The sequence below is a fragment of the Aquabacterium humicola genome, assembly GCF_030167915.1.
In the GTDB taxonomy this organism is placed as follows: Bacteria; Pseudomonadota; Gammaproteobacteria; order Burkholderiales; family Burkholderiaceae_C; genus Pseudaquabacterium; species Pseudaquabacterium humicola.
In genome coordinates this window covers 711,644-731,255 of the sequence record NZ_JARGNB010000002.1, presented here as the reverse complement: position 1 = coordinate 731,255, position 19,612 = coordinate 711,644, and the positions used below count along the sequence as shown (strand labels likewise).

Annotated in this window: 13 protein-coding genes and 4 tRNA genes; 2 read left to right on the top strand and 15 right to left on the bottom strand. The window is 67.5% G+C overall.

Annotated features, from left to right (window positions below):
• The first annotated feature begins 141 nt into the window (after window positions 1-141).
• Window positions 142-1,719, top strand: coding sequence for an ABC transporter substrate-binding protein (locus P1K89_RS13615; RefSeq protein WP_284616985.1), 1,578 nt, complete (start codon window positions 142-144; stop codon window positions 1,717-1,719).
• A gap of 84 nt (window positions 1,720-1,803) precedes the next feature.
• On the opposite strand, the gene P1K89_RS13610 is transcribed toward P1K89_RS13615, so the two are convergent.
• From P1K89_RS13610 to P1K89_RS13590, 5 genes are read right to left on the bottom strand one after another with little or no spacing between them, the layout of a single operon-like run.
• The gene (locus P1K89_RS13610; protein WP_284616984.1) at window positions 1,804-3,054 is read right to left on the bottom strand and encodes a metal-dependent hydrolase family protein; all 1,251 of its coding nucleotides are present in this window, start codon (window positions 3,052-3,054) and stop codon (window positions 1,804-1,806) included.
• A gap of 31 nt (window positions 3,055-3,085) precedes the next feature.
• Window positions 3,086-4,057 carry an NAD(P)H-dependent flavin oxidoreductase gene (locus tag P1K89_RS13605; protein WP_284616983.1) on the bottom strand — a complete coding sequence of 324 codons (972 nt, stop codon included), beginning with the start codon at window positions 4,055-4,057 and terminating at the stop codon, window positions 3,086-3,088.
• Between the two features lie 41 nt (window positions 4,058-4,098).
• Complete coding sequence (locus P1K89_RS13600; protein ID WP_284616982.1) at window positions 4,099-5,889, bottom strand: acyl-CoA dehydrogenase; 1,791 nt, start codon at window positions 5,887-5,889, stop codon at window positions 4,099-4,101.
• A gap of 60 nt (window positions 5,890-5,949) precedes the next feature.
• Window positions 5,950-6,882, bottom strand: a complete 933-nt coding sequence (locus tag P1K89_RS13595; protein ID WP_284616981.1) for an electron transfer flavoprotein subunit alpha/FixB family protein — start codon at window positions 6,880-6,882, stop codon at window positions 5,950-5,952.
• Between the two features lies 1 nt (window position 6,883).
• Window positions 6,884-7,639, bottom strand: coding sequence for an electron transfer flavoprotein subunit beta/FixA family protein (locus P1K89_RS13590; protein ID WP_284616980.1), 756 nt, complete (start codon window positions 7,637-7,639; stop codon window positions 6,884-6,886).
• 185 nt (window positions 7,640-7,824) lie between these two features.
• Here P1K89_RS13590 and murI point away from each other — a divergent pair, with 185 nt between their 5' ends.
• A complete protein-coding gene (gene murI, locus P1K89_RS13585; protein ID WP_284616979.1) occupies window positions 7,825-8,628 on the top strand; it encodes a glutamate racemase in 804 nt (267 codons plus the stop codon).
• Between the two features lie 3 nt (window positions 8,629-8,631).
• On the opposite strand, the gene P1K89_RS13580 is transcribed toward murI, so the two are convergent.
• From P1K89_RS13580 to P1K89_RS13535, 10 genes are all read right to left on the bottom strand, one after another.
• Window positions 8,632-8,722 (bottom strand) — tRNA-Leu (locus P1K89_RS13580).
• 85 nt (window positions 8,723-8,807) lie between these two features.
• Window positions 8,808-8,881, bottom strand: a tRNA-Cys gene (locus P1K89_RS13575).
• A gap of 86 nt (window positions 8,882-8,967) precedes the next feature.
• A tRNA-Gly gene (locus P1K89_RS13570) sits at window positions 8,968-9,043 on the bottom strand.
• Window positions 9,044-9,135: 92 nt separating this feature from the next.
• Window positions 9,136-11,562: an endopeptidase La gene (gene lon, locus P1K89_RS13565; protein WP_284616978.1), complete on the bottom strand. Its 2,427-nt coding sequence runs from the start codon at window positions 11,560-11,562 to the stop codon at window positions 9,136-9,138.
• Window positions 11,563-11,657: 95 nt separating this feature from the next.
• Entirely contained in the window at window positions 11,658-12,929 is a 1,272-nt protein-coding gene (clpX, locus tag P1K89_RS13560) for an ATP-dependent Clp protease ATP-binding subunit ClpX (RefSeq protein WP_284616977.1), read from the bottom strand.
• A gap of 106 nt (window positions 12,930-13,035) precedes the next feature.
• Entirely contained in the window at window positions 13,036-13,644 is a 609-nt protein-coding gene (gene clpP, locus P1K89_RS13555) for an ATP-dependent Clp endopeptidase proteolytic subunit ClpP (RefSeq protein WP_284616975.1), read from the bottom strand.
• 147 nt (window positions 13,645-13,791) lie between these two features.
• Window positions 13,792-15,108 (bottom strand): trigger factor, encoded by a 1,317-nt coding sequence (tig, locus tag P1K89_RS13550; RefSeq protein WP_284616974.1) that lies wholly within the window; start codon window positions 15,106-15,108, stop codon window positions 13,792-13,794.
• 31 nt (window positions 15,109-15,139) lie between these two features.
• A tRNA-Leu gene (locus P1K89_RS13545) sits at window positions 15,140-15,226 on the bottom strand.
• A gap of 83 nt (window positions 15,227-15,309) precedes the next feature.
• Window positions 15,310-18,471: an efflux RND transporter permease subunit gene (locus P1K89_RS13540; RefSeq protein ID WP_284616973.1), complete on the bottom strand. Its 3,162-nt coding sequence runs from the start codon at window positions 18,469-18,471 to the stop codon at window positions 15,310-15,312.
• A gap of 23 nt (window positions 18,472-18,494) precedes the next feature.
• Window positions 18,495-19,604, bottom strand: a complete 1,110-nt coding sequence (locus P1K89_RS13535; protein ID WP_284617502.1) for an efflux RND transporter periplasmic adaptor subunit — start codon at window positions 19,602-19,604, stop codon at window positions 18,495-18,497.
• Window positions 19,605-19,612: the final 8 nt, after the last annotated feature.

Sequence of the window (19,612 nt, the reverse complement as noted above, 5' to 3'; positions counted from 1 at the left end):
GCCCTTCGCACCGGATGTCGTGAACGGCTGACACCTGCGCGACATCTTCGCAACAGCGCGCCCGCGGGCTTCTCCGGTGACGCCATGTCTAGACGAGCGACTAGCATTCCCGCTTTCTCGTCTCCACAGGAGCTGTCTCACATGAATCCGAAGGTCATGCTGGCCGCGGCCGCCGTGCTCGGAAGCCTCGCGCTGACGCCGGTGCAGGCCACGACGCTGCGCTGGGCAGCGCAGAACGACATCCTCACGCTCGACCCGCATTCGCAGAACCACGCGACGACCAACGCGATCCTGATGCACGCGTACGAGGGCCTGACCCGCTACTCGGCCAAGTACGAGGTGGAGCCGGCCCTGGCCACGAAGTGGACCTACATCTCGCCGACGCAGGTGCGCTTCGAGCTGCGCCGCAACGTGAAATTCCACGACGGCTCGCCCTTCACGGCCGACGACGTCGTCTTCACCTTCGGCCGCATCAAGCAGCCGCAGGGCACGATGCAGATCTACGTGACCGGCATCAACGAGGTCAAGAAGGTCGACGACTACACCGTCGACCTGATCCTCGCCGCGCCGAACCCGATCCTGCTGCGCAACATCATCGACTTCCGGATGATGAGCAAGATCTGGTCGGAGAAGAACCGCACGACCAACGTGCAGGACTACCGCGCGAAGGAAGAGAACTTCGCGTCGCGCAACGTCAACGGCACCGGCCCGTACCAGATCCTCGGCTGGGTGCCCGATCAACGCATCACGATGAAGGTCAACCCGAACTGGTGGGACAAGGCCAACCTCGGCAACGTGACCGAGGTGGTCTACACGCCGATCAAGTCCGACTCCACCCGCGTGGCCGCGCTGCTGGCCGGCGACGTCGACATGCTGACCGACCTGCCGACGCAGGACGTCGCCAAGCTGCGCCAGGATCCGAAGCTCAAGGTCGTCGACGGCCCCGAGGTGCGCACGATCTACATCGCGCTCGACCAGGGCAGCGACGAGCTGAAGTACTCGAACGTCAAGGGCAAGAACCCGTTCAAGGACAAGCGCGTGCGCGAGGCGCTGTCGATCGCCATCGACCGCGAAGCGATCAAGCGCAACATCATGCGCGGGCTGTCGATCCCGGCCGGCGTGATGGTGGCCCCGGGCGTCAATGGCAATTCGCCGGACATCGACGTGGCGCCGAAGCCCGATCCCGACCGCGCGAAGAAGCTGCTGGCTGAAGCCGGCTACCCCGACGGCTTCGAGTTCCAGCTCAACTGCCCGAACAACCGCTACGTCAACGACGAGGAGATCTGCCAGGCACTGCTGTCGATGTGGGCCAAGATCGGCATCAAGAACAAGCTGATCGCCGAGCCGATGGCGCAGCACAGCTTGAAGTTCCAGAACTTCGACACCTCGGCCTACATGCTCGGCTGGGGCGTGGCGACCTACGACGCGCAGTACATGCTGCAGTCGCTGATCCGCACGAAGACCACCGGTGCCGACGGCAACTTCAACTTCAACAAGATCAGCGACGCCAAGATCGACCAGCTGGTGGATGCGATGAAGACCGAGATCGACATCCCGAAGCGCAATGCGCTGATCAAGGAAGCGCTGATCCGCACGCGCGACGAGCACCTGCTGCTGCAACTGCACCACCAGATGCGCCCGTGGGCGATGAAGACCGGCGTGACCACGGTGCACCGTTCGGACGACCGGCCCGAAGCGCGCTTCACCTCGATCAAGTGATGCACTGAACCGGCATCGCCATGAAGAAGGGGCCCTGCGGGGCCCCTTTGTCTTGCCGGGGTGGGACGGTCCTACCCCCCTCTGCTACGCGGTCGTGAGGCTGCTGCGGACCGTACGTCCGCCCTGCATCACGAGGTGGATCCCTTGCTCGGGCTTCGTCAGCATCGAGAGACCCTGCGTCGGATCGCCGTCGACGATCAGCAGGTCGGCCCAGGCCCCCGCACGCAGCTCGCCGATGCGGCCCTCCTGGCGCAGCAGGCGCGCGGCGACGATGGTGGCGCTCTGCAGCGCCTCGACCGGGCTCATGGCCTGCAGGCGCAGGTCGAACTCGCCGTTCTGGCGCTGGTGCATGTGGCCGAGCAGGTCGGTGCCGAAGACCACCGGCACGCCTTCGGCGCGCGCGATGCGCACCGCGTCGATGCCGCGCGACTTCACCCGTTCGAGCTTCTCCAGCATCTCCGCCGACCAGCCCAGGCGATCGCCTTCGTCGGCCAGCGCGGCATAGGTCGACAGCGTCGGCACGAGGAAGGCGCCGTGTTCCTTCATCACCCGCGCGGTGGCCTCGTCGATCAGGTTGCCGTGCTCGATCGAGCGCACGCCGGCCTGCACTGCCCGCGTCACCGCGCGCGGCGAATAGGCATGGGCCATCGCGTAGAGATTCGCCGCTTCGGCTTCCTCGCAGGCCGCGCGCAGCTCGTCCATCGAGAACTGCGTGCCTTCGAGCGGATCGGTCGGGCTGGAGATGCCGCCGCCGGCCATGATCTTGATCTGGTTGGCACCGTTGCGCACCTGCTCGCGCACCGCGCGCCGCACCTCGCCGACACCGTCGGCGATCGCCCCGACGAGCCCGAGGCCGGCGCAGGCGCAGAACATCTCGCGGTTGCGCACGCCCTTGGGCCGCATGTCGGCGTGGCCGCCGGTCTGCGAGATCGGGAAGCCGGCGATCGACAGCCGCGGCCCCTCGAACAACCCGCGCTGCACCGCTTCCTGCAGGCCGAAGTCGGCGCCGGCCGCATCGCGCACCGACGTGAAGCCGCGGTGCAGCATCTCGCGCAGGATGCGCGTGCTTTCGGCCACCAGCAGCGAAGGGACCTGGTTCGTCAGGCCGACGAGGTCGTGCGACGACGCGACCACGTGCACGTGCGCGTCGATCAGCCCCGGCAGCACCACGCGGCCGCCGGCGTCGATCACCGTCGCGTCATCGACCTGGATCGGTTCGGCGCTGACCGCGGCAATCGTGTTGCCTTCGATGACGATGCGCGACACGGGGCCGACGATGCCTTTCGCGGCATCGAAGGGACGGGCATTGACGATGACTTGGCGGAGCTTGGGCATCCGCCGATTGTCATCCAGCGCAGAGGCTCGCTCAGGCCAGCGACAGGCGGCGCCGCGCTTCGTCGTACTCGCGCTTCAGGCGCGCGACCAGCTCGCGCGCCGGCACCACCTGGTTCACCGCGCCGATGCCCTGGCCGCAGCCCCAGATGTCCTTCCAGGCCTTCTTCGCGCTGATCTCGCCGTCCGTGCCGCCGCCGAAGCTCATCTTGCTGGGGTCGCTCTCCGGCAGCTTGTCCGGATCGAGCCCGGCGTTGACGATCGAGCCGCGCAGATAGTTGCCGTGCACGCCGGTGAAGAGGCTGCTGTAGACGATGTCGTCGCTGCTGGACTCGACGATCATCTGCTTGTAGCCCTCGCTCGCGCGCGCTTCTTCGGTGGCGATGAAGGCCGAGCCGATGTACGCGAAGTCCGCGCCCATCGCCTGCGCTGCCAGCACCGCGCCGCCGGTGGCGATGCTGCCCGACAAAGCGAGCGGCCCGTCGAACCACTGGCGGATCTCCTGCACCAGCGCGAACGGGCTGCGCGTGCCCGCATGGCCGCCGGCACCGGCGGCCACCGCGATCAGCCCGTCGGCGCCCTTCTCGATCGCCTTCTTCGCGAACTTGTTGTTGATGATGTCGTGCAGCACGACGCCGCCCCAGGAGTGCACCGCGTCGTTGATGTCGGTGCGCGCGCCCAGGCTGGTGATCACGATGGGCACCTTGTAGCGGGCGCAGGCCGCCATGTCGTGCTCGAGCCGCTCGTTGGTCTTGTGCACGATCTGGTTGATCGCGAACGGCGCCGCCTTCTGCTCGGGATGGTCCCGGTCCCAGGCGGCCAGCGTCTCGGTGATCTCGGCCAGCCATTCGTCCACCTGCGACGCCGGCCGCGCATTCAGCGCCGGCATCGAGCCGACGATGCCGGCCTTGCACTGCTCGATCACGAGCTTCGGGTTGCTGACGATGAACAGCGGCGAACCGATGATCGGCAGCGGCAGGTTCGCAAGGACGGGGGGCAGCGGCATGCGTCGGCTCCGGTGACGGTTCGCGGAAGGGCTTGGGGCGATCAGAAGGCTTCGACGGCCATCTCGGTGACACCGGCGGCGCCGTCGACGATGCTGTCGCGCAGGCCCGGCGCCTTGCTGAGCACGTGGTCGGCGTAGAAGCGCGCGGTGGTGATCTTGGCACGCATGAAGTCGGCATCCTCGCCCTGGGCGAGGCGGTCCTCCGCGGCGAGCAGCGCACGCGCCATCTGCCAGCCGGCGACGAGGTTGCCGGCCAGCAGCAGGTAGGGCACGCTGCCGGCGAACGCCGCATTCGGATTGCCCTTGGTCTGGGCGGCGATGAAGTCGACGACGTCGAGGAAGGCCTGGCGGGCCGCGGCGAGCCGCTTGACCATCGCGCGCGCGGCGACGCTGTCGCGCCTGGCCAGTTCACGTTCGGTCGTTTCGATCTGCCCGGCCAGCGAGCGCGCCATCGCGCCGCCGTCGCGCGCGGTCTTGCGGCCGACGAGGTCGTTGGCCTGGATCGCGGTGGTGCCTTCGTAGATCGTCAGGATCTTCGCGTCGCGCAGGTGCTGCGCGGCGCCGGTCTCCTCGATGAAGCCCATGCCGCCATGCACCTGCACGCCGAGCGACGCGACGTCGAGCGACATCTCGGTCGAGAAGCCCTTCACCAGCGGCACCATGAACTCGTAGAAGGCCTGGTTCTCGGCGCGCACCTCCTTGTCCGGATGCGCGTGGGCCGCGTCGAACGCGGCCGCAGCCACCAGCGCCATCGCGCGGCAGCCTTCGACATGCGCGCGCATTGTCATCAGCATGCGCTTCACGTCGGGGTGGTGAATGATCGCCGCGGCGGCCGGCTTCGAGCCGTCGACCGGGCGGCTCTGCACGCGGTCGCGCGCATAGGCCACGGCCTGCTGGTAGGCCCGCTCGGCCACCGCGATGCCCTGCATGCCGACGCCGAAGCGCGCGGCATTCATCATCACGAACATGTACTCGAGGCCGCGGTTCTCCTGGCCGATCAGGTAACCGATCGCGCCGCCATGGTCACCGTATTGCAGCACCGCGGTCGGCGACGCCTTGATGCCCAGCTTGTGCTCGATCGACACGCAGTGCACGTCGTTGCGGGCGCCCAGCGAGCCGTCGGCGTTGACCAGGAACTTCGGCACGATGAACAGCGAGATGCCCTTCACGCCTTCCGGCGCACCGGCCACGCGCGCGAGCACGAGGTGCACGATGTTCTCGGCCATGTCGTGCTCGCCGTAGGTGATGAAGATCTTCGTGCCGAAGATCTTGTAGGTGCCGTCGGGTTGCGGCTCGGCGCGCGTGCGCACCATCGACAGGTCCGAGCCGGCCTGCGGTTCGGTCAGGTTCATCGAACCGGTCCACGTGCCGTCTACCATCTTCGGGATGTAGGTCTGCTGCTGCTCGTCGCTGCCGGCGGTCAGCAGCGCCTCGATCGCGCCATCGGTCAGCAGCGGACAGAGCGCGAAGCTCAGGTTCGCGCTGTTGACCATCTCGCTGCAGGCCGCGTGGATCAGCTTCGGCAGGCCCTGGCCGCCGAGCTCGACCGGATGCTGCAGGCCCTGCCAGCCGCCTTCGACGAACTGGCGGAACGCCTGCCTGAAGCCGGGCGTCGTCGTGACCTTGCCCTCCGCGAAGCTCGACGGATTCAGGTCGCCGGCGCGGTTCAGCGGCGCGATGACGTTCTCGTTGAGCTTCGCGCATTCCTCGAGCACCGCCGCGGCAGTGTCGAGGCCGGCCTCCTCGTGGCCCGGCAGCTGCGCGACGGCCTCGATGCCGGCGAGCTCCTTCATCACGAACAGCATGTCCCTGACCGGGGCGCGATAGCTCATGGGAATCTCCGCTTCAAAAGAAAAAGGGCGCCATGCTCGGCGCCCCGGACTGCCTGCGCGTCAGAGCGCCTTGACCAGCTCGGGCACGGCGGCGAACAGGTCCGCCTCCAGCCCGTAGTCGGCGACGCTGAAGATCGGCGCCTCGGGATCCTTGTTGATCGCGACGATCACCTTCGAATCCTTCATGCCGGCCAGGTGCTGGATCGCCCCGCTGATGCCGCAGGCGATGTACAGGGTCGGCGCGACGATCTTGCCGGTCTGCCCGACCTGCCAGTCGTTCGGCGCGTACCCCGCGTCGACCGCGGCCCGGCTCGCGCCCAGCGCGGCGCCGAGCTTGTCGGCCAGCGGCGTCAGCACCTCGTTGAACTTGTCGCTCGAGCCCATCGCGCGGCCGCCCGAGACGATGATCTTCGCGGCGGTGAGCTCGGGGCGGTCGCTCTTGGCGATCTCGCTGCCGACGAACGCGCTCTTGCCGCTGTCGGCGACCGCGGCGATCGACTCGATCGCGGCACTGCCACCGGAAGCGGCCGCGGCGTCGAAGCCCGTCGTGCGCACGGTCAGCACCTTGATCGCGTCGGCCGACTGCACCGTCGCGATCGCATTGCCGGCGTAGATCGGGCGCTCGAAGGTATCGGCGCTGATCACCTTGGTGACGTCGCTCAGCTGCGCGACATCGAGCTTCGCGGCGACGCGCGGCGCGACGTTCTTGCCGTGCGCCGTGGCCGGGAACAGCAGGTGCGAGTAGTTCGAGGCGATCGCCAGCACCTGCGCCGCGACGTTCTCGGCCAGCTGCTCGCCCAGGCTCGCGCCATCGGCGTGCAGCACCTTCGCGACGCCGGCGATCTGCGCGGCGGCCTGCGCGGCACCGGCGGCGTTGTGGCCGGCGATGAGCACATGCACATCGCCGCCGCAGGCAGCGGCGGCGGTCACCGTGTTCAGCGTCGCGCCCTTGAGCGTGCCGTGGTCGTGTTCGGCAATGACGAGTGCAGCCATCTCAGATCACCTTCGCTTCGTTCTTCAGCTTGGCGACCAGCGTCGCCACGTCCGGCACCTTCACGCCCGCGCCGCGCTTGGGCGGCTCGGACACCTTCAGCGTCTTGATGCGCGGCGTCACGTCCACGCCCAGGTCCGCCGGCTTGACGGTCTCGAGCGGCTTCTTCTTCGCCTTCATGATGTTCGGCAGCGTCACGTAGCGCGGCTCGTTCAGGCGCAGGTCGGTCGTGATGACCGCCGGCGTGCTCATGCTGAGCGTCTCGAGGCCGCCATCGATTTCACGCGTTACCTTGACCGTCGCGCCGTCGAGCTCGACCTTGCTCGCGAAGGTCGCCTGCGGCAGGTCGGCCAGCGCGGCCAGCATCTGGCCGGTCTGGTTGCAATCGTCGTCGATCGCCTGCTTGCCCAGGATCACGAGGCCCGGCTGCTCCTTGTCGACCAGCGCCTTCAGCAGCTTGGCGACCGCCAGCGGCTGCAGTTCCAGATCAGCAGGGGTCTCGACCAGGATCGCACGGTCCGCGCCGATGGCCATCGCGGTGCGCAGGGTTTCCTGGCATTGCGACACGCCGCAGGAGACGGCGATGACTTCGGTGACAACGCCCTTCTCCTTCAGCCGCACGGCCTCTTCGACGGCAATCTCGTCGAAGGGGTTCATGCTCATCTTGACGTTGGCAATGTCGACTCCCGTGCCGTCGGACTTCACGCGAACTTTCACGTTGTAGTCGACGACGCGCTTGACGGGCACCAGTACCTTCATGTCGCGTGGCTCCTGCAGGTTGAATTGACGTTTACGTAAACCGGAAGAATTCTAAGCCGCGGGTCAGCCGCTGCGCCCGACAAAATCGAACGATCGTTCTATTTTAGGCGGCCATGCCCGCAAGGCTGTCATCCAGGTGACCGTTTGGACGCGGCACTCCAGGCGCACCTCTACACTGCGCGCCGATGAACGCCGGCCCGTCGACTCCACCGCACATCGGCGTGTTCGATTCCGGCATCGGCGGGTTGTCGGTGCTGCGGCGCCTGCGGCGCGAGATGCCGCAGTGCGCGGTCAGCTACATCGCGGACAACCGCCACCTGCCCTACGGCGCAAAGACGCCGGCGTGGCTGGTCGAGCGCTGCAGCGCACTGACGCAGCACCTGCTGGAACGACGCGGCGCGATCCTGGTGCTCGTCGCGTGCAACACCGCCACCACGCACACGATCGGCGCCCTGCGCGCACGCTGGCCCGGCGTGCCGTTCGTGGGCGTCGAGCCGGGGGTCAAACCAGCGATCGCGACGAGCCGCCGAGGCCGGGTCGCGGTGATCGCCACCGAGGCCACGCTGCAGAGCGCCCGCCTGCGGTCGTTGATCGACGAACACGGGCGGCGCGCCGAGCTTCGGCTGCAGCCCTGCCCGGGACTGGCCGACGCCGTCGATGCCGGCGATGACGCGGCGATCGATGCGCTGGTCGACGAGGCCTGCGCCGAACTCGTCGCGGCGGAAGTCGACACCGTCGTGCTCGGCTGCACGCACTACCCACTGGTCGCCGAGCGCTTCGCACGCCGGCTCGGGCCGGATGTCGTGCTGATCGATACCGCCGACGCGGTGTGCCGCCGGGTGCGCGCGCTGCTGCCCGTGGCGAGCGATGCGCCCGCACTCGGTCGCGGTGCGCTGTCGATCGAAGCCACGGGGCCGGTGGAGGGGGTGCAGCGCGCGGTCGAACGCTGGCTTGGTGAAGCGGTGCAGGTCGTTCAGAGCGATCTCTGACCTTGGTGCCCGGAGCGGGGATCGAACCCGCATGCCCCGATCAGGGGGCGGCGGATTTTAAGTCCGCTGCGTCTGCCGATTTCGCCATCCGGGCAGGCCGCGCAGTGCGCGCGAGCGGCGCATTATCGAGGCCAAACAAAAAAGGGCCTCACCCATCGGCGAGGCCCTTCGAGATGTTCTGGAGGCGCGACCCGGAGTCGAACCGGGCTGAACGGATTTGCAATCCGGTGCATAACCGCTTTGCTATCGCGCCACGGACCTGGGTCACAGAGCACCCGGTGTCGTGGCCGGGCATTCTGACAAAAAAGGGAAGCTGCTAGCTTCCCTTTTCGATGAATCTGGAGCGGGAGACGAGTCTCGAACTCGCGACCTCAACCTTGGCAAGGTTGCGCTCTACCAACTGAGCTACTCCCGCTTTGTTTCGCCGTTCATTGCTGTTCAGCGAAGCTCGCAGTATAGATCGAAATTTCGCCGTCCCGCAAGCGGGACGGCAAATTTCTTCCCGGGTCAGTGCGGCAGTGCGTCGCCGGCGGCAGCCGGTGCAGCGACTTCCGCCTTCGGTGCTTCGACCTTCGCGGCGGCCTCTTCTTCCGGCAGTTCCGCAGGCATCGATTCGAGCGCGCGCTCGAGCACACGTTCGATCCAGCGCACCGGAACGATCTCGAGGCTGTTCTTCACGTTCTCGGGAATGTCCTGCAGGTCCTTGACGTTCTCTTCCGGGATCAGCACCGTCTTGATGCCGCCGCGGTGGGCCGCGAGCAGCTTCTCCTTCAGGCCGCCGATTGCGGTGACCTCGCCCCGCAGCGTGATCTCGCCGGTCATCGCGACGTCGGCCTTCACCGGGATGCCGGTCAGCGCCGAGACGAAGGCCGTCGTCATCGCGATGCCCGCGCTCGGACCGTCCTTCGGCGTCGCGCCGTCGGGCACGTGGATGTGCACGTCGCGCTTCTCGAAGAGCTCGTCCTTGATGCCCAGGCGCCGCGCGCGGCTGCGCACGACCGAACGTGCGGCCTCGACCGATTCCTTCATCACGTCACCGAGCGAGCCGGTGCGGATGGTGCCGCCCTTGCCCGGCATCGTCGCCGCTTCGATCGTCAGCAGGTCGCCCCCGACCTCGGTCCACGCGAGGCCGACCACCTGGCCGACCTGGTTCTTCTTCTCGGCGCGGCCGAAGTCGAACTTGCGCACACCGAGGTAGTCATTGAGGTTCTCCTCGGTGACGACCACCTTGCCCTCGGTCTGCTTGAGCTGGATGCCCTTGACCGTCTTGCGGCAGATCTTCGAGATCTCGCGCTCGAGCGAACGCACGCCGGCTTCACGCGTGTAGTAGCGGATGATCCCGCGGATCGCGGACTCGGTGACTTCCATCTCCTCGTCCTTGACGCCGTTGTTCTTCTGCTGCTTGGGCAACAGGTAGCGCTGGGCGATGCTGACCTTCTCGTCTTCCGTGTAGCCAGACAGGCGAATCACCTCCATCCGGTCCAGCAACGCCGGCGGGATGTTCATCGAGTTCGACGTGGCGACGAACATCACGTCCGACAGGTCGAAGTCGACCTCGACGTAGTGGTCGCTGAAGGTGTGGTTCTGCTCGGGGTCGAGCACTTCCAGCAGCGCCGACGACGGGTCGCCGCGGAAGTCCATGCCGAGCTTGTCGATCTCGTCGAGCAGGAACAGCGGGTTGCGCACGCCGACCTTGGTCAGGCTCTGCAGCACCTTGCCCGGCATCGAGCCGATGTAGGTGCGGCGGTGGCCGCGGATCTCGGCCTCGTCACGCACGCCGCCGAGCGCCATGCGCACGAACTTGCGCCCGGTCGCGCGGGCGACCGACTGGCCGAGCGAGGTCTTGCCGACGCCCGGAGGGCCGACCAGGCACAGGATCGGGGCCTTGACCTTGTCGACGCGCTGCTGCACCGCGAGGTACTCGAGGATGCGTTCCTTGACCTTCTCGAGGCCGTAGTGGTCCTCGTTGAGCACCTGCTCGGCCAGCGGCAGGTCGTGCTTGATCTTGCTCTTCTTGCTCCACGGCAAGCCGATCAGCGTGTCGATGAAGTTGCGCACGACGGTCGCCTCGGCCGACATCGGCGACATCAGCTTCAGCTTCTTCAGCTCGTTGTCGGCCTTCTTGCGCGCTTCCTTGCTCATGCGCGCGGCCTTGATCTTCTTCTCGAGCTCCTCGAGGTCGGCACCTTCTTCGCCGTCGCCGAGCTCCTTCTGGATCGCCTTGACCTGCTCGTTGAGGTAGTACTCGCGCTGGCTCTTCTCCATCTGCCGCTTCACGCGGCCGCGGATGCGCTTCTCGACCTGCAGGATGTCGACCTCGTGCTCGAGCAGCTCGAGCAGCTTCTCCAGCCGCTTGGCGACGTCGAAGAGGTCGAGCACCGACTGCTTGGCTTCAAGCTTCAGCGGCAGGTGCGCGGCGATGGTGTCGGCCAGGCGGCCCGGATCGTCGATGCCGGCGATCGAGGTCAGGATCTCGGGCGGGATCTTCTTGTTGAGCTTGACGTACTGGTCGAACTGCTGCGTGACGGCACGGCGCAGCGCCTCGACTTCGGGCGACGCGACGCCAGCCGGCTGCACCGGCGCGACTTCGGCGGTGAAGTGCTCGCCGTTGTCGTGGATCTCGCGCGTTTCGGCGCGCTGCACGCCTTCGACCAGCACCTTCACGGTGCCGTCGGGCAGCTTCAGCATCTGCAGGATGCTCGAGACACAGCCGATCTCGAACATGTCCTCGGGCTTGGGCTCGTCCTTGCCGGCGGCCTTCTGCGCCACCAGCATGATCTGGCGGCCGGCTTCCATCGCGGCTTCCAGCGCCTTGATGGACTTCGGGCGGCCGACGAACAACGGGATGACCATGTGCGGAAACACGACCACGTCACGCAGCGGCAGCAGCGGCAGCGTGATCGGATCGGGCGGGAGAATGGGATGTCCAGACATGGAGGAACCTCTCTTTCTCGGACCGACATGGGGCCCGAGCGGGCGAATGCAAGGACGGTGCGGCGGGGGGCGCTGCCCGCCGGACCCTCAGTCGGTCAGGCGCTGGCCTTGGCCTGCTCCCGGTACACCAGCAGGGGCTTGGCGCCCTCTTCGACGATGTGGTCGTCGATCACGACCTTCGCCACGCCGTCGAGCGTCGGCAGGTCGAACATCGTGTCGATCAAAGCGTGTTCCATGATCGAGCGCAGGCCGCGCGCGCCGGTCTTGCGCTGCAGCGCCTTGCGGGCGATCGCGGCCAGGGCGGAGGGTCGGATCTCGAGTTCGACGCCATCCATGCCGAAGAGCTTCTGGTACTGCTTGACCAGCGCGTTGCGCGGCTCGGTGAGGATGCGCACCAGCGCGTCCTCGGTCAGTTCGCCCAGCGTCGCGACCACCGGCAGGCGACCCACCAGCTCGGGAATCAGGCCGAACTTGATCAGATCCTCGGGCTCGGCTTCGCGGAACAGGTCGGCCGCGCGCTTCTCGCTCTTGCTGTGCACCGAGGCGGCGAAGCCGATGCCCGACTTCTCGGTGCGGTTCTGGATGACCTTCTCGAGGCCGTCGAACGCGCCGCCGCAGATGAACAGGATGTTGGTCGTGTCGATCTGCAGGAAGTCCTGGTTAGGATGCTTGCGCCCGCCCTGCGGCGGCACCGAAGCCATCGTGCCTTCGACCAGCTTCAGCAGCGCCTGCTGCACGCCTTCGCCCGAGACGTCGCGGGTGATCGACGGGTTGTCGGCCTTGCGGCTGATCTTGTCGATCTCGTCGATGTAGACGATGCCGCGCTGCGCGCGCTCGACGTCGTAGTTGCAGTTCTGCAGCAGCTTCTGGATGATGTTCTCGACGTCCTCGCCGACGTAGCCGGCTTCGGTCAGCGTCGTCGCGTCGGCGATCACGAACGGCACGTTCAGCAGCCGCGCCAGCGTCTGCGCGAGCAGCGTCTTGCCGGAGCCCGTCGGCCCGATCAGCAGGATGTTGCTCTTCGTCAGCTCGACCTCTTCCTTGCCGCCCGCGCCCATGTGCTTCAGGCGCTTGTAGTGGTTGTAGACAGCCACCGCCAGCGTGCGCTTGGCGGGGTCCTGTCCGATCACGTACTGGTCGAGGATGGTCTTGATCTCGGCCGGCGCGGGCAGGTCTGAGCGCGCGGTCTTCGCGGCGGCGCCTTCAGCGGGCGCCTCGTCGCGGATGATGTCGTTGCACAGCTCGATGCATTCGTCGCAGATGAAGACCGACGGACCGGCGATGAGCTTCTTGACCTCGTGCTGGCTCTTGCCGCAGAAGCTGCAGTACAGGACTTTTTCGCCGGAGGCGCCCTTCTTGTCGGCCATGTGTAACGCGCTTAGGTACGGTAGGTGCTAATCAATGATAGTCCAAGCAGCCGGAGCGGGATTCCCTGGAAAGGATCCCGGTCTTCCCCGCCTGCGCGTCGCCAGCTCAGGGCCGCGAGTGCAGCACCTGGTCGATCAGGCCGTAGGCCTTGGCCTCGTCGGGCGACATGTAGAAGTCGCGCTCCATGTCGGCGGTGATCTTCTCCAGCGTCTGGCCGGTGCGTTCGGCATAGATCTTGTTCAGCTGCTCGCGCGTCTTCAGGATCTCGCGGGCATGGATCTCGATGTCGGTCGCCTGGCCCTGCGCACCACCGGAGGGCTGGTGGATCATGATGCGGGAGTTCGGCAGCGCGGCGCGCTTGCCCTTGGCACCGGCCATCAGCAGGAACGAACCCATGCTGGCGGCCATGCCCATGCACAGCGTCGAGACGTCCGGCTTGATGAACTGCATCGTGTCGTAGATCGACAGGCCGGCCGACACGCTGCCGCCGGGCGAGTTGATGTACAGGAAGATGTCCTTGTCGGGGTTCTCGCTCTCGAGGAACAGCAGCTGGGCCACGACCAGGTTTGCCGTCGCGTCGTTCACCGGGCCGACCAGGAAGACGATGCGCTCGCGCAGCAGTCGGCTGTAGATGTCGTAGGCACGCTCGCCGCGGCCGGACTGCTCGATGACGATGGGCACCATGCCCAGGGCTTGCGTCTCCAATGCGCTCATGAAGGTCCTCGGACGTTCTCGTAGGTGGTTGTGCCGATTATGTCCCGCGGCCCCTTGGGCCCACGGGACGTCGGGCCGAAGAAAAAGGGCGCCTTTGGCGCCCTTCTCGCTCCATGCCGCCTCCAGGTGAGGCGGTGCGGCGGAAGATCAAGCCGTCATCAGCTCGTCGAACGGCAGCGCCTTGTCGTTCACCTTGACGCGCTCCAGCACGTACTGCGTGACGTTGTTCTCGATCACCACGGCCTCGACCTCGGCCATGCGCTGGCGGTCCGACAGGTACCAGCGCATCACCTCGGCGGGCTTCTCGTAGCTCTGCGACATCTCCTCGATGTGCGACTGCAGTTGGTCGGGCTTCGCCTGCAGGTTGTTCGAGCGCACCAGCTCGGCCACCACCAGGCCGAGGCGCACGCGGCGTTCGGCCTGCGGGCGGAACAGCTGCAGCATGTCGTTGGGGATCGGTGCCTTGTCGGCGTCCTTGACGCCGCGCTGCTTCAGGTCCTCGCGGGCAGCCTCGCCCATGCGTTCGACCTCGGCATCGACCAGGGCCTTCGGCACGTCGAGCTCGGCGGCCTTGACCAGCGCTTCCATCGCCGCGGCCTTGTTGCGGGCCAGCACGCGGAACTTGATCTCGCGCTCGAGGTTCTTCTTGACGTCGGCGCGCATCGCCTCGACCGTGCCGTCGGCGATCCCGAGCGACTTGACGAAGGCCTCGTCGATCGCCGGCAGGTGCTGCGCCTCGATCTTCTTCATCGTGACCAGGAAGTCGGCTTCCTTGCCGGCCACGTCCTTGCCGTGATAGTCCTCGGGGAACTGCAGCGGGAAGGTCTTCGACTCGCCGACCTTCATGCCGCGCACGGCCTTGTCGAACTGCTCCAGCATCTGGCCTTCGCCGATCAGGAACTGGAAGCCGTCGGCCTTGCCGCCGGAGAAGGGCTCGCCGTCGATCTTGCCTTCGAAGTCGATGGTCACGCGGTCGCCTTCGGCGGCGCCTTCTGCGGCCGGGCGCTGCGCGAAGGTGCGGCGCTGCTTGCGCAGGATGTCCACGGTGCGGTCGATCGCCTCGTCGCTGACCTCGCTGGTCACGCGCTCGACCTCGATCGCCGACAGGTCGCCGATCTTGACCTCGGGGTAGATCTCGAAGGTGGCGTCGAAGGCCAGCTGACCCTCGGGCGCTTCTTCCTTCTGCGTGATCTTCGGCGTGCCGGCGACGCGCAACTGGGCCTCGTTGGCGGCGCTGGCGAAGGCCTCGCCGACCTTGTCGTTCATGACCTCGTACTGCACCGAGTAGCCGTAGCGCTGGGCGACGAAGGACATCGGCACCTTGCCGGGGCGGAAGCCATCGGCCTTGACGGTGCGCGACAGCTTCTTCAGCCGGTTCTCGACTTCGGCATTGATGTCGGTCGCCGGAATCGTCAGGGTGATTCGGCGTTCGAGCTTCTCGAGGGTTTCAACGGTCACGGCCATGTTGGACTCTGCTGCTTGGCAATTGAGGATCTGGTGCGCGGGGCCGGACTCGAACCGGCACGCCCGTGAAGGCGTCAGGACCTAAACCTGGTGCGTCTACCAATTTCGCCACCCGCGCTGGTGCGCACTCTCGTGTGCTTCAAAAGGCTAGGGGGCGCCGGACTTCCGGCGCCCCCTCGGCGATCCGGTAAACCCGCGATTCTAGCCGTGCACCGCCGGTGCGGCGCCTGGGTCGCCCCGCTTGACGCGGAACCATGCGGCGTACATGGCGGGCAGCGCCAGCAGCGTCAGCGCCGTCGCGACGATCAGGCCGCCCATGATGGCCACCGCCATCGGACCCCAGAACACGCTGCGCGACAGCGGGATCATCGCCAGCACCGCGGCCGCGGCGGTCAGCACGATCGGGCGGAAGCGGCGCACCGCGGCTTCGACGATCGACTCCCAGGCCGGCCGGCCGGCCGCCCGGTCCTGCTCGATCTGGTCGATCAGGATCACCGAGTTGCGCATGATCATGCCCATCAGCGCGATCACGCCCAGCAGCGCGACGAAGCCGAACGGCCGGTCGAGCAGCAGCAGCGCCGCGGCGATGCCGGCCAGGCCCAGCGGGCCGGTCAGGAAGACGAGCATCGCGCGCGAGAAGCTCTGCAGTTGCAGCATCAGCAGCGTGAAGATGATGAACAGCATCATGGGCACGCCCGCGGCGATCGAGCCGGTGCCCTTGCTGCTTTCCTCCTGCGCGCCGGCCACCTGGATGCCGTACTCGGCCGGCATGCGCTTGTGCAGTTCCTGCAGCTTCGGCCACAGCTCCTTGGTGACGGTGGGGCCTTGCACGCCGTCGACCACATCGCCCTGCACCGTCACCGCGTACTTGCGCCCTTCGCGCCACAGCACGCCCGGCTCCCAGACGAAATCGACCTTGGCCACCTGCATCAGCGGGATCGAACGGCCGCTGGCGGTCGGCAGGTAGGCGTCGCCGACGTCGGTGATGGCGTTGCGTTCCTCCTGCGGCTGGCGCAGCACGATGTCGACCAGCTTGTCGCCTTCGCGGTACTGGCCGACGGTGGTGCCGGTGAGGATGGTGCGCGAAGCCTGCGCGACCGACTGGCTGCTGACGCCGAGCGCACGCGCCTTGTCCTGGTCGACGTCCAGGCGCAGCACCTTGACCTGCTCGTTCCAGTTGTCGTTGACGCCGCGCATCTTCGGGTTCGCGCGCACGATCTCCTTCGCCTGGTCGGCCCACAGGCGCACCTGCTTCGGATCGGGACCCACGACACGGAACTGCACCGGGTACGGCACCGGCGGGCCGTTGGGCAGCAACTTGACCCGGCCGCGCGCCTCCGGGAACTCGCTGGCCAGCAGCGCCGGCAGCGACTTGCGCAGGCGCTCCCGCGTCGCGAGGTCCTTCGGCAGCAGGATGGCCTGGCTGACGTTGGTCTGCTGGAAGATCTGGTCCAGCGGCAGATAGAAGCGGGGCACGCCGGAGCCGATCCAGGTGCTGACCGTCTCGATGCCGGGCTCCTTCATCATGCGCGCCTCGAAGCGCTTGGCGACGGCTTCGCTCTCGCGCACCGTCGAGCCTTCGGGCAACCACAGGTCGACGAGGATCTCCGGCCGGCTGGAGTCCGGGAAGAACTGCTGCTGCACCTTGCCCATGCCGGCGACGCCGAGGCCGAACAGCAGCAGCGTCGCGCCGATCGTCACCCAGCGGTGGTCCACGCACCAGCCGACGACGCGGCGGAAGCGCTCGTAGAACGGCGTGTCGAAGAGCTCGTGGGTGCCGTGGGCATCCGCGCCGGCGCGCACGCGCGTGTGCAGCAGCTTCGCACCGAGGAAGGGCACGAAGTACACCGACACCAGCCACGAGATCACCAGCGCCGCCGAGGTCACCGCGAAGATCGCGAAGGTGTACTCGCCGACGGTCGATTTCGCGAGGCCGATCGGCAGGAATCCCGCGGCGGTGATCAGCGTGCCGGTGAGCATCGGCATCGATGTCACGTCATACGCAAAGGTCGCGGCGCGCATCTTGTCGTAGCCCTCCTCGAGCTTGCGCACCATCATCTCGACCGCGATGATCGCGTCGTCGACCAGCAGGCCGAGCGCAATGATCAGCGAGCCGAGCGAGATCTTGTGCAGGCCGACGCCCCAGTAGTACATCGTCACGAAGGTGATCGCGAGCACCAGCGGGATGGTGATCGCCACCACCAGGCCGGGCCAGATGTCGATGCGCAGCGGCCGCGTGTGCAGGCCCAGGCTGATGAAGCTGACCGCCAACACGACGATGATGGCCTCGACCAGCACGCGCACGAACTCGCCCACCGATCGCGACACCGCCTGCGGCTGGTCCTGCACTTGCGACAGCGTGATGCCGGCCGGAAGATGCTTGCGGATGGCTTCCGTCTTCGTCTTCAGCGCTTCGCCGAGCGCGATGATGTCGCCGCCCTTGGCCATCGAAATGCCGAGCGCGAGGACCGGCTTGCCCTGGTGCCGCACCTTGACGGCCGGGGGATCGACGAAGCCGCGCCGGACCTCGGCGATGTCGGCCAGCTGCAGCGTGCCGGCGGTCGAGGTGGCTGCATTGAAGCCGCGGATCGGGAAGCGCTTGAGGTCCTCGACGGAGCTGAAGGCGCCACCGACGCGCACCTGCAGGTTCTGCGCGCCCGCTTCCATCACGCCGGCGCTCTCGACCGCGTTCTGCGCCGCCAGTTGGCCCAGCACCTGGTTCATGTCGAGGCCCAGCTGCGCCAGGCGCTTCTGCGAGATCTCGACGAAGATCTTCTCCGGCTGGGCGCCGAAGACCTCCACCTTCGCGACGTCCGGCACCCGCAGCAGCTGCGAACGCACGTCCTCGGCGAAGACGCGCAGTTCCTCGTCGCTGAAGCCGTCGGCCGACAGCGCATAGATCGAGCCGTAGACGTCGCCGAAGTCGTCGTTGAAGGTGGGACCCAGCACGCCCGGCGGCAGGGTATTGCGCATGTCGCCGATGCGCTTGCGCACCTGGTACCAGACGTTGGCCACTTCCTTCGGCGGCGAACTGTCGCGGATCTGCAGGATGGTGACCGACTCGCCCGGCTTGGTGTAGCTGCGGATCACGTCGGCGTACGGCACTTCCTGCACCGTGCGCTCGATCTTGTCGGTGACCTGGTCGGCCATCTGCTGCGCCGTGGCGCCGGGCCAGCGGGCCTGCACCACCATCGCGCGGAAGGTGAAGGGCGGATCCTCGTCCTGGCCGAGCTGGAAGTAGGCGGCGAAGCCCAGCACCAGCATCACCACCATCAGGTAGCGCGTCAGCGCGGGGTGTTCGAGGGCCCAGCGCGAGATATTGAAGCGCGAGGTCGGGCCACCCGGGCTCGGGTTGTTGCTCATGGGAACGGCTCCGGGGGACGGGTTCAGCGCTTGGCGATGGCGGTCGTCGAGACCTGCACGGCCTCGGCCGACGCGATGGCGCGCGGCGTCGACGCCGAGCCCGGCTCGTCGTACAGGCGCACGCGCTGCCCCGGCGTCAGCGTGTGCACGCCCGCGGTGATCACGCGTTCGCCGGCCTGCAGGCCGCCGCCGATCAGCACCTGGTTGCCGTCGGCGCCCGCCACCCGAACCGGGCGCGGCTTGACCGTCATCGATTCGCGGTCGAGCGTCCAGACGGTCGACTTGCCCTGCTGCTCGAACACCGCGGCGATCGGCAGGCGCACCAGGCCGTCGACGGCCGGCAACTCGATCATCACGCTGGCGGTCTGGCCCAGCCGCACCGGCGCTGCGCCGATGTCGGCCTTGACCAGGAAGGTGCGCGTGGTCGGATCGGCGGCGGCGGCCAGCTCGCGCACCGTGGCGCCGAACGAGCCGTCCTGGCCCCACAACCTGACCTTCAGCGCATCACGCTTGCCCAGCAGCGCGCGCATCGCGGCGACGCGGTCCTCGGGCACGGAGAAGACGACGTCGCGCGGCCCGTCGTGGGCCAGGCGCAGCACCGGCGTTCCCGCCGAGACCACCGCCCCGGGTTCGGCATCGACCCCGGTGATCACGCCGGCGGTGTCCGCCGTCAGCAGCGAGTAGCTGGCCTGGTTGGCCTGTACGCCGGCCTGGGCACGGATCTGGTCGGCCTGCGCGCGGGCCGACTTCAGCGCGGCCTCGCGGCGGTCGAGCTCGGCCCCGCTGATGAACCCCTGGTCGCGCAGTTCCTTGTAGCGCTTGAATTCGACTTCGCTCCAGTCGAGGTTGGCGCGCGCGGCCGTCAACGACGCCTGCGCAGCCTCCTGGTTCAGGCGCAGGTCCTGCGCATCCACCTGCGCGAGCGGCTGGCCGGCCTTGACCGTATCGCCGGCATTCACCAGTCGCTTGACCAGCTTGCCGTTGACGCGGAACGCCAGGCGCGACTCGGTGCGCGCCCGCACCTCAGCGGCGTATTCATGGCTGCCGGCCACACTGGCCGTCTGCACGGTCAGCGTGCGCACCGCGCGCAGCGGCTCCTCGGGCGGCGGCGTCTTCGAACACGCCGCCAACACGGCGGCCG